At 64.3% G+C, this 13,285-nt stretch carries 11 protein-coding genes; 10 read left to right on the top strand and 1 reads right to left on the bottom strand.

What is annotated here, in order from left to right:
* The 10 genes from zapE to N551_RS0107385 all read left to right on the top strand — a co-directional run bounded on the left by zapE (position 1) and on the right by N551_RS0107385 (position 12,541).
* Positions 1-1,185: a cell division protein ZapE gene (gene zapE, locus N551_RS0107340; RefSeq protein WP_027566398.1), complete on the top strand. Its 1,185-nt coding sequence runs from the start codon at positions 1-3 to the stop codon at positions 1,183-1,185.
* Between the two features lie 202 nt (positions 1,186-1,387).
* The gene (gene mdh, locus N551_RS0107345) at positions 1,388-2,356 is read left to right on the top strand and encodes a malate dehydrogenase (protein WP_007598869.1); all 969 of its coding nucleotides are present in this window, start codon (positions 1,388-1,390) and stop codon (positions 2,354-2,356) included.
* Positions 2,357-2,573: 217 nt separating this feature from the next.
* Positions 2,574-3,770 (top strand): ADP-forming succinate--CoA ligase subunit beta, encoded by a 1,197-nt coding sequence (sucC, locus tag N551_RS0107350; RefSeq protein ID WP_027566399.1) that lies wholly within the window; start codon positions 2,574-2,576, stop codon positions 3,768-3,770.
* Between the two features lie 4 nt (positions 3,771-3,774).
* Complete coding sequence (locus N551_RS0107355; RefSeq protein ID WP_027566400.1) at positions 3,775-4,254, top strand: DUF1579 family protein; 480 nt, start codon at positions 3,775-3,777, stop codon at positions 4,252-4,254.
* 34 nt (positions 4,255-4,288) lie between these two features.
* The gene (gene sucD / locus N551_RS0107360) at positions 4,289-5,173 is read left to right on the top strand and encodes a succinate--CoA ligase subunit alpha (RefSeq protein ID WP_027566401.1); all 885 of its coding nucleotides are present in this window, start codon (positions 4,289-4,291) and stop codon (positions 5,171-5,173) included.
* A 137-nt stretch (positions 5,174-5,310) separates the two neighbouring features.
* On the top strand, positions 5,311-8,280 hold the full coding sequence (locus N551_RS0107365; protein ID WP_027566402.1) for a 2-oxoglutarate dehydrogenase E1 component: 2,970 nt from the start codon (positions 5,311-5,313) through the stop codon (positions 8,278-8,280).
* A gap of 184 nt (positions 8,281-8,464) precedes the next feature.
* On the top strand, positions 8,465-9,709 hold the full coding sequence (odhB, locus tag N551_RS0107370; protein ID WP_027566403.1) for a 2-oxoglutarate dehydrogenase complex dihydrolipoyllysine-residue succinyltransferase: 1,245 nt from the start codon (positions 8,465-8,467) through the stop codon (positions 9,707-9,709).
* Positions 9,710-9,761: 52 nt separating this feature from the next.
* The gene (locus tag N551_RS0107375) at positions 9,762-10,523 is read left to right on the top strand and encodes an SDR family oxidoreductase (protein WP_155809514.1); all 762 of its coding nucleotides are present in this window, start codon (positions 9,762-9,764) and stop codon (positions 10,521-10,523) included.
* A gap of 56 nt (positions 10,524-10,579) precedes the next feature.
* Complete coding sequence (lpdA, locus tag N551_RS0107380; RefSeq protein ID WP_027566405.1) at positions 10,580-11,977, top strand: dihydrolipoyl dehydrogenase; 1,398 nt, start codon at positions 10,580-10,582, stop codon at positions 11,975-11,977.
* 33 nt (positions 11,978-12,010) lie between these two features.
* Entirely contained in the window at positions 12,011-12,541 is a 531-nt protein-coding gene (locus N551_RS0107385) for a hypothetical protein (protein WP_027566406.1), read from the top strand.
* Between the two features lie 144 nt (positions 12,542-12,685).
* On the opposite strand, the gene N551_RS0107390 is transcribed toward N551_RS0107385, so the two are convergent.
* A complete protein-coding gene (locus N551_RS0107390; RefSeq protein ID WP_027566407.1) occupies positions 12,686-13,276 on the bottom strand; it encodes a DUF4337 domain-containing protein in 591 nt (196 codons plus the stop codon).
* Positions 13,277-13,285 lie beyond the last annotated feature (9 nt).

A 13,285-nucleotide genomic window follows, 5' to 3' on the forward strand; every position in this document is an offset into this window, starting at 1 on the left:
ATGCTCTCGACCCCCAGTTCCTCATTCCGCGAGGCCTATCAGGCCCAGATCGCGTCCGGCGCGATCGAGCCCGATGCTGCGCAGGCCGAAATTGCCGACGCCTATGCGGCGCTCGACCAGCGGCTCGCCGATTACAAGCCGGCGCGCAAGCAGGGCCTGCTCAGCCGCCTGTTCAGCAGCGACAAGGACGAGGCGCCCCACGGACTCTACGTCCATGGCGAGGTCGGTCGCGGCAAGACCATGCTGATGGATCTGTTCTTCCAGCACTCGACCGTCGAGCACAAGCGGCGCGCGCATTTCCACGAATTCATGGCCGAGGTGCACGAGCGCATCTACGATTTTCGCCAGGGCATCGCGCGCGGCGAGATCGCCGATGGCGACGTCATCGCGCTGACCGCGCATGCGATCTTCGAGGAGAGTTGGCTGCTCTGTTTCGACGAATTCCACGTCACCGACATCGCGGACGCGATGATCCTCGGCCGCCTGTTCGCAAAGCTGCTGGAGCTCGGCACCGTCGTGGTCGCGACCTCCAACGTCGCGCCTGACGACCTCTACAAGGGTGGTCTGAACCGTTCGCTGTTCCTTCCCTTCATCAGGCAGATCACCGATCACATGGACGTGCTGCGGCTCGACGCGCGCACCGACTTCCGGTTGGAAAAGCTTCAGGGCGTGCCGATGTGGCTGACGCCGGCAGACACTGAGGCGGACGCCGCGCTCGACCGTGCCTGGTCGAAGATGTCAGGCGGCGCCAAATGCAAGTCGCGGGATATTTCGATCAAGGGCCGCACCCTGCACGTGCCGTGCTCGGCCCACGGCGTGGCGCGCTTCGCGTTCGCCGATCTCTGCGAGAAGCCGCTCGGGGCGTCGGACTATCTCAGGCTGGCGCATGATTATCACACCATCCTGGTCGACCATATTCCAGTGATGGATTTCTCCCAGCGCAACGCCGCCAAGCGCTTCATCACGCTGATCGACACGCTCTATGACAATGCCGTGAAGCTGATGGCCTCGGCCGATGCCAACCCGATCTCGCTCTATCTTGCCAACGAGGGCAACGAGGCCAACGAGTTCAAGCGCACCGCCTCGCGCCTGATCGAAATGAGCTCGGAATCCTATCTGGCGCTGCCCCACGGCCGCAAGGATTCCACCGCCAGCGGCTCGACCAAAGGTTTGGTTGAGACGTAAAGGGCTTGGGCGAGACTTAAGTCCTATTTGCCAGCGCTGTCATTCCGGGCTCGACGCTTCCCAAGCCCCGGAATGACGAGGTTGCGCTCGAATACGCGGCAAGCCCGACAATTGGGCAAGCCGTGACTTGAACGGGGGAGGCGAAAGGGATAACCACCCGTCTCAGTTTTCCCCTCCTTACGTGTCTAAAGGACAGGCTCACATGGCGCGCGACAAGATTGCTTTGATTGGCTCCGGTCAGATCGGCGGAACGCTGGCTCATCTCATCGGCCTGAAAGAGCTGGGCGACGTGGTGATGTTCGACATCGCCGAGGGCGTGCCGCAGGGCAAGGCGCTCGACATCGCGCAGTCCTCGCCGGTCGACGGCTTTGACGCGCACTACACCGGCGCCAACTCCTACGAGGCGCTCGACAACGCAAAGGTCTGCATCGTCACCGCCGGCGTGCCGCGCAAGCCCGGCATGAGCCGCGACGACCTCCTCTCGATCAACCTCAAGGTCATGGAACAGGTCGGCGCCGGCATCAAGAAATACGCCCCCGACGCTTTCGTCATCTGCATCACCAACCCGCTCGACGCGATGGTCTGGGCGCTGCAGAAGGCTAGCGGCCTGCCGCACAAGAAGGTCGTCGGCATGGCCGGCGTGCTGGATTCGTCGCGCTTCCGCTACTTCCTGGCCGACGAGTTCAACGTTTCGGTCGAAGACGTCACCGCCTTCGTGCTGGGCGGCCATGGCGACACCATGGTGCCGCTGGTAAAATACTCCACCGTCGCCGGCATCCCGCTGCCCGATCTCGTCAAGATGGGCTGGACCTCCCAGGCGCGCCTCGACGAGATCGTCGATCGCACCCGCAACGGCGGCGCCGAGATCGTCAATCTGCTCAAGACCGGCTCGGCCTTCTACGCGCCGGCGGCTTCCGCGATCGCGATGGCCGAGAGCTATCTGCGTGACAAGAAGCGCGTGCTGGCCTCGGCCGCCTACCTGAACGGCGAATACGGCGTGAAGGACATGTATGTCGGCGTGCCCGTCGTGATCGGCTCCAAGGGTGTCGAGCGCGTCGTCGAGATCGAGCTCGTCGGCAAGGACCGCGAAGCCTTCGACAAGTCGGTCGGCGCGGTGCAGGGTCTGGTTGACGCCTGCAAGAAGATCGCACCGGATCTTCTGGGCCGCTAAGGTCAAATATTCCGCCGAAGACCGAAGCCCGGTCTTCGGCGGTTTCATTTCCGGGGTTCCGCCAAACCTTGTTTAAGGTTGCGGCGGGTCTTGGTCCGCAAGTCCAGAGATCGATGTCAGAGAATCCGGGTTGCAGTTCCTGTGGTATATGGTATGCCAGCCACAAGACTGAGGTGGGCCTACGAGGTCACCGCCCGCGGGTTCAGGGAGCGACCATATGAATATCCATGAATATCAGGCCAAAGCGCTGCTGAACGAGTTCGGCGTCGCGATCTCCAAGGGCGTTCCGGTCCTGAAGGCGGCCGACGCGGACGCGGCGGCAAAGGCACTTCCGGGCCCGGTCTGGGTCGTGAAGAGCCAGATCCACGCCGGCGGCCGCGGCAAGGGCAAGTTCAAGGAAGCCTCGGCCGGCGACAAGGGCGGCGTCCGCATCGCCAAGTCGGCCGCGGAAGTTTCCGAATTCGCCAAGCAGATGCTCGGCGCAACGCTCGTCACCATCCAGACCGGACCCGCCGGCAAGCAGGTCAACCGCCTCTACATCGAGGACGGCTCCGACATCGACAAGGAATTCTACCTCTCGATCCTGGTCGACCGCGAGACCTCCCGCGTCTCCTTCGTGGTGTCGACCGAGGGCGGCGTCAACATCGAGGACGTCGCGCACAACACGCCTGAGAAGATCGTGACCTTCTCGATCGATCCCGCGACCGGCATCATGGGCCATCACGGCCGCACCGTCGCGAACGCGCTGAAACTCTCCGGCGATCTCGCCAAGCAGGCCGAGAAGCTCACCGCGCAGCTCTACGCGGCCTTCGTCGCCAAGGACATGTCGATGCTGGAGATCAACCCGCTGGTCGTGACCAAGCAGGGTCAGCTCCGCGTGCTCGACGCCAAGGTGTCGTTCGACGACAACGCCCTGTTCCGTCACCCCGAGGTGCTCGCGCTGCGCGACGAGACCGAGGAAGACGCCAAGGAAATCGAGGCGTCGAAATACGACCTCAACTACGTCACCCTCGACGGCAATATCGGCTGCATGGTCAACGGCGCCGGCCTCGCGATGGCGACGATGGACATCATCAAGCTCTACGGCATGGCGCCGGCGAACTTCCTCGACGTCGGCGGCAGCGCCAGCAAGGAAAAGGTCGCGGCCGCCTTCAAGATCATCACCGCGGATCCCAACGTGAAGGGCATTCTGGTCAACATCTTCGGTGGCATCATGAAGTGCGACGTGATCGCCGAGGGCGTCACCGCCGCCGTCCGTGAAGTCGGCCTCAGCGTGCCGCTGGTGGTTCGCCTCGAAGGCACCAATGTCGAGCTGGGCAAGAAGATCATCCGTGAATCCGGCCTGAACGTGGTGCCGGCCGACAATCTCGACGACGCCGCGCAGAAGATCGTGAAGGCTGTCAAGGGAGGCTGAGGCCATGACCCAGGACCATCTCGCTGCATCATCCCCGCTGCCGGAGCACGCGCGTCTTGCCGCGTTCGCCGGTGAATGGAATGGCGAAGAGGTGGTCTTTGCGTCGCGCTGGACGGAGGGCGGGACGGCGACTTCTCGCGTTGTGGCCCACATGGATCTCAATGGCTTCTACCTGATCCAGGACTCGGTCCAGACCCGCGACGGCAAGCAGAGCTTCGCCACCCACGGGATCTTCACTTTCGACCGCGAAGACCGGACCTACAAATTGTTCTGGTACGACTCGCTCGGCTACACGCCGCCCTCGCCCGCCTCCGGCGGGTGGGTCGGCAAGACCCTGACGCTGGTGCGCGGCTCGCTCCGCGGCAATGCGCGCCACGTCTATGAAATCATCGACGACGATTCCTATTCGTTGAAGATCCAGTTCTCGCCGGACGCGGAAGGCTGGGCCGACGTGCTCACCGGCGTCTACCGCCGCATCCACTGACCTCTCACTCGTTAGTTTCGCGAAAGCAGACCTCATGTCCATCCTGATCGACAAGAACACCAAGGTCATCTGCCAGGGCTTTACCGGCAAGAACGGCACCTTCCATTCGGAGGCCGCGATTGCCTATGGCACCAAGATGGTCGGCGGCACCTCGCCCGGCAAAGGCGGCGCGACGCATCTGGGCCTGCCGGTGTTCGACACCGTGCGCGAGGCGCGTGAGAAGACCGGCGCCGATGCGTCGGTGATCTATGTGCCGCCGGCGGGCGCGGCCGACGCGATCTGCGAAGCCATCGACGCCGAGATCCCGCTGATCGTCTGCATCACGGAAGGTATCCCGGTCATCGACATGGTCAGGGTGAAGCGTTCGCTGGCCGGCTCCAAGTCGCGCCTGATCGGGCCGAACTGCCCAGGTGTCATGACCGCCGGCGAGTGCAAGATCGGCATCATGCCGGCCAACATTTTCAAGACCGGCAGCGTCGGCATCGTCTCGCGCTCCGGCACCCTGACCTACGAAGCCGTGTTCCAGACCACCCAGGAAGGCCTCGGCCAGACCACGGCGGTCGGCATTGGCGGCGACCCGGTCAAGGGAACCGAGTTCATCGACGTGCTGGAAATGCTGCTCGGCGATCCCAAGACCGAGTCGATCATCATGATCGGCGAGATCGGCGGTTCCGCCGAGGAGGACGCCGCCCAGTTCCTCAAGGACGAGGCCAAGCGCGGCCGCAAGAAGCCGATGGTCGGTTTTATTGCCGGTGTCACGGCCCCTCCCGGCCGCCGCATGGGCCACGCCGGTGCGATCATTTCGGGTGGCAAGGGCGACGCCGGTTCCAAGACCGACGCGATGAAATCGGCTGGAATTACAGTGTCGCCGTCTCCCGCTCGCCTCGGCCACACGCTTGCCGAAAAATTGAAAGCCTGATTCACACCTTCGTAATTTTCCGGGCGAAGTTTCGCAGCAAATAGGGTAAATGGTGCCTGTCGCGCTGGTCCTCTGCCGGGGAGCCCAGCGCCAGCGCCGTTTGTTATGCGCGAACCGAAATCGCCAGGAACTCAAGCATGTCTCGCCAAGACGCGAACGCAGCCTTTGCCCTCTCCTCCTTTTTGCAGGGCACCAACGCCACCTACATCGACGAAATCTACGCCCGCTACGAGAAGGACCCGTCCTCGGTAGATGCCGAGTGGCAGGACTTTTTCAAGAGCCTCAACGACCAGCCGGGTGACATCAGCAAGAACGCCCAAGGCCCGTCCTGGGAGCGCGCCAACTGGCCGCTGACCCCGCAGGACGACCTGACCTCCGCGCTCGACGGCAATTGGGCGGAAGTCGAGAAGACGGTCGGCGCCAAGATCGCGGCCAAGGCGCAGGCCAAGGGTGGCGACAAGGCCGGCGGCCTCTCCTCCGCCGACCTGCTCCAGGCCACCCGCGACTCGGTCCGGGCCCTGATGCTGATCCGCTCCTACCGCATGCGCGGTCACTTCCACGCCAAGCTCGATCCGCTCGGCATCGAAGCCCAGCGCAATCGCGAAGAGCTCGACCCGCGGACCTACGGCTTCAGCGAAGCCGATTTCGACCGCAAGATCTTCCTCGACCATGTGCTCGGTCTCGAATACGCCAGCTTGCGCGAAATCACCGCGATCTGCGAGCGCACCTACTGCCAGACGCTCGGCGTCGAGTTCATGCACATTACGAACGCGGCGCAGAAGGCGTGGATCCAGGAGCGCATCGAGGGGCCGGACAAGGAAATCTCCTTCACCCGCGAAGGCCGCCGCGCCATCCTGATGAAGCTGGTCGAAGCCGAAGGCTTCGAGAAGTTCTGCGACACCAAGTTCACCGGCACCAAGCGCTTCGGCCTGGACGGTGCTGAATCGCTGATCCCCGCGCTCGAGCAGATCATCAAGCGCGGCGGCAATCTCGGCGTGAAGGAGGTCGTGCTGGGCATGCCGCATCGCGGCCGCCTCAACGTGCTGACCCAGGTGATGGGCAAGCCGCATCGCGCGCTGTTCCACGAGTTCAAGGGCGGTTCGGCCAATCCTGATGCGGTCGAAGGCTCGGGCGACGTCAAATATCACCTCGGTGCGTCCTCGGACCGCGAGTTCGACGGCAATCGCATCCATCTGTCGCTGACCGCCAACCCCTCGCATCTCGAGATCGTCGATCCCGTCGTGCTCGGCAAAGTCCGCGCCAAGCAGGACCAGCACGGCGATCCGCCGGATATGCGCATCTCGGTGATGCCGCTGTTAATGCATGGCGACGCAGCGTTCGCCGGCCAAGGCGTGGTCGCGGAATGCTTCGGCCTGTCGGACCTGAAGGGCTACCGCACCGGCGGCTCCGTGCACTTCATCGTCAACAACCAGATCGGCTTCACCACGTATCCGCGTTATTCCCGTTCGTCGCCTTACCCGTCCGACGTGGCGAAGATGATCGACGCGCCGATCTTCCACGTCAACGGCGACGATCCGGAAGCCGTCGTGTTCGCGGCCAAGGTCGCGACCGAGTTCCGGCAGAAATTCCACAAGCCCGTCGTCATCGACATGTTCTGCTACCGCAGGCATGGCCACAACGAGGGCGACGAGCCGGCTTTCACCCAGCCGGTGATGTACAAGAAGATCGCGGCCCATCCCTCGACGCTCGAGCTCTACGCCCGCCGTCTCATCAGTGAAGGCGTGCTGACCGAGGGCGAGGTCGAGAAAGCCAAGGCCGACTGGCGCGCGCGGCTCGATGCCGAGCTCGAAGCCGGCTCCGGCTACAAGCCCAACAAGGCCGACTGGCTCGACGGCAAATGGGCCGGCTTCAAGATCGCCGATCAGGAAGAAGACGCGCGGCGTGGCGTCACCGGCGTCGACATCACCGCACTGAAGGACATCGGCCGCAAGATCACCAAGGTGCCGGATGGTTTCCGCGTCCACCGCACGATCCAGCGCTTCCTCGAAAACCGCGCCAAGGCGATCGACGGCGGCACGGGCATCGACTGGGCGACCGGCGAGGCGCTGGCGTTCTGCACGCTGCTCAACGAGAACCACCATGTCCGCCTGTCCGGACAGGATTCGGAGCGCGGCACCTTCTCGCAGCGCCACTCGGTCCTGATCGACCAGGAAGACGAGAGCCGCTACACGCCGTTCAACCATCTCGGTCACGAGCAGGGCCATTACGAGGTCATCAACTCGCTGCTGTCGGAAGAAGCCGTGCTCGGCTTCGAATACGGCTATTCGCTCGCCGAGCCGAACACGTTGACCCTGTGGGAAGCGCAGTTCGGCGACTTCGCCAACGGCGCGCAGGTCGTGTTCGACCAGTTCATTTCCTCGGGTGAGCGCAAATGGCTGCGCATGTCCGGCCTCGTCTGCCTCCTGCCGCATGGCTATGAAGGCCAGGGGCCGGAGCACTCCTCGGCACGTCTGGAGCGTTATCTCCAGATGTGCGCGGAAGACAACATGCAGGTGGTCTATCCGACCACGCCGGCGAACTACTTCCACGTGCTGCGCCGGCAGCTCCACCGCGAGATCCGCAAGCCGCTGATCGTGATGACGCCGAAGTCGCTGCTGCGTCACAAGCGGGCGGTGTCGCGTCTCGAGGAGCTCGCGAAGGGAACGACCTTCCACCGCATCCTCTATGACGACGCCCAGATGCTGCCGAGCGAAGCGATCAAGCTCGTCCCCGACGAGAAGATCCGCCGCATCGTGCTCTGCTCGGGCAAGGTCTATTACGACCTCTACGAGGAGCGCGAGAAGCGCGGGATGGACGACATCTATCTGATGCGCGTCGAGCAGCTCTATCCGGTGCCGCTGAAGGCGCTGGTGGCCGAGCTGTCGCGCTTCAAGAAGGCCGAAGTGGTGTGGTGCCAGGAAGAGCCCCGCAACATGGGTGCCTGGCACTTCATCGAGCCCTATCTGGAATGGGTGCTGAACCAGGTGAACGGTGCGAGCCGGCGTCCGCGTTATGTCGGTCGCGCCGCCTCCGCCGCGACCGCGACGGGTCTGATGTCGAAGCATCAGGCGCAGTTGAAGGCGTTCCTGGACGAAGCATTGAGCTGAGAAGTTTTTTAGGACGCTGTCATCGCCCGCCTTGTGCGCAATTGCGCACTGGGACGGGCGATCCAGTACGCCGTGACGGCCGTGATGACCACGAACGCCGCGGAGTACTGGATGCCCCGCCTTCGCGGGGCATGACACCTGTGAAATTCCCGACCGCATTGGCGATCTCCTTAAGGAAAAGACCATGACTGAAATTCGTGTGCCGACCCTCGGCGAATCCGTCACCGAGGCCACCATCGGCCGCTGGTTCAAGAAGGCCGGCGATCCCGTCGCCGTCGACGAGCCCCTGGTGGAGCTCGAGACCGACAAGGTGACCATCGAAGTCCCGGCGCCCTCCGCCGGCACGCTGAGCGAGATCATCGCCGCCGATGGCGCCACCGTCGCGGTCGGCGCGCTGCTTGGCCAGATTACCGAAGGTGCCGCCAGCGCTGCCAAGCCGGCGCCCGCTGCGCCCGCAAAGCCCGCGGCTGCCGCTCCTGCTGCGGCCGCTGCGGCTGCTCCCGCTGCGGCGAAGGCGCCGCCGGCGGATGCGCCGCTCGCCCCGTCCGTGCGCAAGCTCTCGGCCGAGACCGGCGTCGACGCCTCGACCGTTCCCGGCTCCGGCAAGGACGGCCGCGTCACCAAGGGCGACATGCTCGCCGCGATCGAGCGTGCGGCCTCGGCGCCGACCCCGGTCAACCAGCCGGCCGCCGCGGTTCAGGTCCGCGCACCCTCGCCGGCCGATGACGCCGCCCGCGAAGAGCGAGTCAAGATGACCCGGCTGCGCCAGACCATCGCGCGCCGCCTCAAGGACGTGCAGAACACCGCCGCCATGCTCACGACCTTCAACGAGGTCGACATGACCAACGTCATGGCGCTGCGCGCCCACTACAAGGATGCGTTCGAGAAGAAGCATGGATCGAAGCTCGGCTTCATGGGCTTCTTCACCAAGGCCGTCGTGCAGGGGCTGAAGGATATTCCGGCCGTCAACGCCGAGATCGATGGCACCGATCTGATCTACAAGAACTACTATCACATCGGCGTCGCCGTCGGCACCGACAAGGGCCTCGTCGTGCCCGTGGTGCGCGACTGCGACAACAAGTCGATCGCCGACATCGAAAAGGGCATCGCCGATTTCGGTCGCCGCGCCCGTGACGGCCAGCTCAAGATCGACGAGATGCAGGGCGGCACCTTCACCATCACCAACGGCGGCATCTACGGCTCGCTGATGTCGACCCCGATCCTCAACGCGCCGCAGTCCGGCATCCTCGGCATGCACAAGATCCAGGAGCGGCCGATGGTCGTCGGCGGCAAGATCGAGGTCCGCCCGATGATGTATCTGGCGCTGTCCTACGATCACCGCGTCATCGACGGCAAGGAAGCCGTGACCTTCCTGGTTCGCGTCAAGGAGAGCCTGGAAGATCCGGCGCGTCTGGTGCTCGATCTCTGATCCCTGATGCTCTGCGAGCGCCGTCGCCTTTCGCGACGGCGCGTGTCGAACCATGGAGGCGCGCGTGACCGATAAAGTCGTTGTCATCACCGGCGGCAGCCGCGGCATTGGCCGGGCGACCGCGATTGCGGCAGCCAAGCGCGGCTTCCGAATCGTCGTCGGCTATGCCAGCAACAAGACGGCCGCCGACGAGGTGGTCGCGGAGATCGCAGCCAGCAACGGCAAGGCCATCGCGGTGAAATGCGACGTGGCCGAGGAAAGCGACATCCTTGCGTTGTTCAAGGCCGCGGACGCGTTCGGCACGCTCGGCGCGCTCGTCAACAATGGCGGTATCGTCGGAACCAGCGGCGTGCGCGTCGACGAGATGTCGGCCGAGCGCATCCAGCGCGTGATGGCGGTCAACGTCACCGGCTCCATCCTCTGCGCGCGCGAAGCGGTGAAGCGGATGTCGACCAGGCACGGCGGCCATGGCGGCGTCATCGTCAATCTGTCATCGGTTGCCGCCAAGCTCGGCGCGCCGAACACCTATGTCGACTATGCCGCGTCCAAGGGCGCGATCGATTCCTTCACCGTCGGCCTCGGCTATGAGGTTGCCGGCGAGGGCATTCGCGTCGCGGGCATCCGGCCCGGCCTGATCGACACCGAAATCCACGCTGCAGGCGGTGAGCCCGACCGCGCCCATCGTCTGGCCCATATGGTGCCGATGAAGCGCGTCGGTACCGCCGATGAAGTCGCCAATGCCATCGTCTGGCTGATGTCGGACGAGGCCTCCTACGTCACCTCAGCCATTCTCGATGTGTCCGGCGGACGCTGACGCGCCGCGCGGACGCCGACACATCCCTCAACGCTAAACTTACGGGACTTTCTCTCATGGCATACGATCTCGTCGTCATCGGCACCGGACCGGGCGGTTATGTCTGCGCGGTGCGTGCAGCGCAGCTCGGCATGAAAGTCGCCGTGGTCGAAAAGAACGCGACGCTCGGCGGCACCTGCCTCAATGTCGGCTGCATGCCGTCGAAGGCGCTTCTGCACGCCTCCGAAATGTTCGAGGAGGCCGGGCATTCCTTCGCCAAGATGGGCGTCAGCGTCTCCGCGCCGAAGCTCGATTTGCCTGCGATGATGAACTTCAAGCAGCAGGGCATCGACGGCAACGTCAAGGGCGTCGAGTTCCTGATGAAGAAGAACAAGATCGACGTGCTCAAGGGCGCAGGCAAGATCCTCGGCGCCGGCAAGGTCGAAGTCTCCGCCGACGGCAAGTCGCAGGTAATCGAAACCAAGAGCATCGTGATCGCGACCGGCTCGGACATCGCGCGCCTCAAGGGCATCGAGATCGACGAAACGCGCATCGTGTCGTCGACCGGCGCGCTGTCGCTGGACAAGGTCCCCGGCAAGCTGCTGATCGTCGGCGCCGGCGTGATCGGCCTCGAGCTCGGCTCGGTCTGGCACCGTCTCGGCGCCGAAGTGGTCGTCGTCGAATTCCTGGATCGCATCCTGCCCGGCATGGACGGCGAGATCGCCAAGCAATTCCAGCGCATCCTGGAGAAGCAGGGCTTTGCCTTCAAGCTGGGTGCCAAGGTCACGGGCGTGGACACCTCCGGCAAGACGCTGAAGGCGACGGTCGAGCCCGCCGCGGGCGGCGCTGCCGAGACGCTGGAAGCCGACGTCGTTCTCGTCTGTATCGGCCGTGTGCCGTACACGGAGGGGCTGGGCCTGAAGGAAGCCGGCGTGGCGCTCGACAATCGCGGCCGCGTGCAGATCGATCCGCACTTCGCCACCAGCGTGAAGGGCGTCTATGCCATCGGCGACGTCGTCGCGGGCCCGATGCTCGCGCACAAGGCCGAGGATGAAGGCGTCGCTGTTGCCGAGATCATCGCCGGGCAGGCCGGCCACGTGAACTACGATGTTATCCCAGGCGTCGTGTATACCACGCCGGAAGTATCCTCCGTCGGCAAGACCGAGGAGGAGCTGAAGCAGGCGGGCGTGGCCTATACCGTCGGAAAGTTTCCCTTTACCGCAAACGGCCGCTCCAAGGTCAACCAGACCACCGACGGCTTTGTGAAGATTCTCGCAGATGCGAAGACCGATCGCGTGCTCGGCGTGCACATTATCGGCCGCGAAGCCGGCGAAATGATCCATGAGGCGGCCGTTCTCATGGAGTTTGGCGGCAGCGCGGAGGATCTCGCGCGCACCTGCCACGCGCACCCGACCCGCTCGGAGGCCATCAAGGAAGCCGCGCTTGCAGTCGGCAAGCGGGCCATCCATATGTAGGTCGCGCCCAGCGCCGAATCGGGCGGGAAACACATGCTACGCCGCCTGCTTCAACCGGTCTGGGTCCTGCTTGCGATCATCTTCCTGATCGAAGCCTGGCTGTGGGACCATCTCGAACCGATCGTTGCGCGCGTTGTCGCAATTGTTCCGCTCGCGCGGTTCAAGCAATGGCTGTCGGACCGCGTCGATGCGCTGTCGCCGGCGATGACGCTGATCGTGTTCGCCGTGCCCATCATCCCGCTGTTTCCGCTCAAGCTGGTCGGCCTGTGGCTGCTCACGCACGAATATTGGACCAGCGCGGTCTTCACCATCGTGTTCGCAAAGCTGCTCGGGGTCGGCGTCACCGCCTTCGTGTTCGACGTGACGCGCGACAAGCTGATGGAGATGGCCTGGTTCGAGCGGCTCTATGATCTGGTGCTGAAGCTGCGTGCCAAGGCCGCCGAGCTGGTCGATCCGGTCAAGCGGCGCATCCGCGAGCTGATCGCCGGCAACGGCGAAGGCTGGTCCTCCCGCACGCTCCGCCTGATCCAGCGCTTTCGCAAGAGCGTGCACGAAGCGCGCTGAGCGTCGCCACTTGTTCAGTGTCATTGCCCGCGAAGGCGGGCAATCCAGTATTCCAGAGACAGTGAGGCTAGAATCGAGAGGCCGCGGCGTACTGGATGCCCCGCCTTCGCGGAGCATGACAGCGGAGTATGTGGCCTCATCCCCTCAATGCAAATGCACTAGATGCGGCAACCACAGACCGAGCCCGGTCATGATGAGCCCACCGATCGTCAGCAGGCCCGCGATCCAGGCGAGCGGCAGCATGCCGGTGATGATTGTGGCTGAGGCCAGCACGATGCCGATCTGGAAGGCGGCGGACGCCAGCTCGAAGTGATGATATTTCGCAGTCGCCTCGTCGCGCTCATGCTCGGCGTGCTTGGCCTTTTCGGCCAGCTGCTCGGTGCCTTCGCCGGTCTCCGGCTCGGAGCGGTAGCGCTGCGCGGTCTTCTGCCAGTCCTCGATCTGCTTCTGAGCCGCGGCCTTGGTGGCCTCGTCGGTCGCGGCGCCGAACGTCAGCTTGCCCTGCTCGGCCGCGGTCTGCACCACCGTGCGGCGGATGCTCTTGGCCTGGAAGAAGGCCCAGAGGTTGGAAGCCTCGACGTTCTTGCTGATCGATTCGGTCTGGGCGCCCTTGCCGAGCGTCTCCGAGATCGCCAGGAAAAGCGCCAGGACGGCGATCAGGAGCGCGATCTTCTTGTTCGAGCCGGACGCGTGTTCGGCGTGCTCGGCATGCTCCATGCTTTCATGTGCGCTCATAAATCCCTC

The organism is Bradyrhizobium sp. URHA0013 (assembly GCF_000518345.1).
In the GTDB taxonomy this organism is placed as follows: domain Bacteria; phylum Pseudomonadota; class Alphaproteobacteria; order Rhizobiales; family Xanthobacteraceae; genus Bradyrhizobium.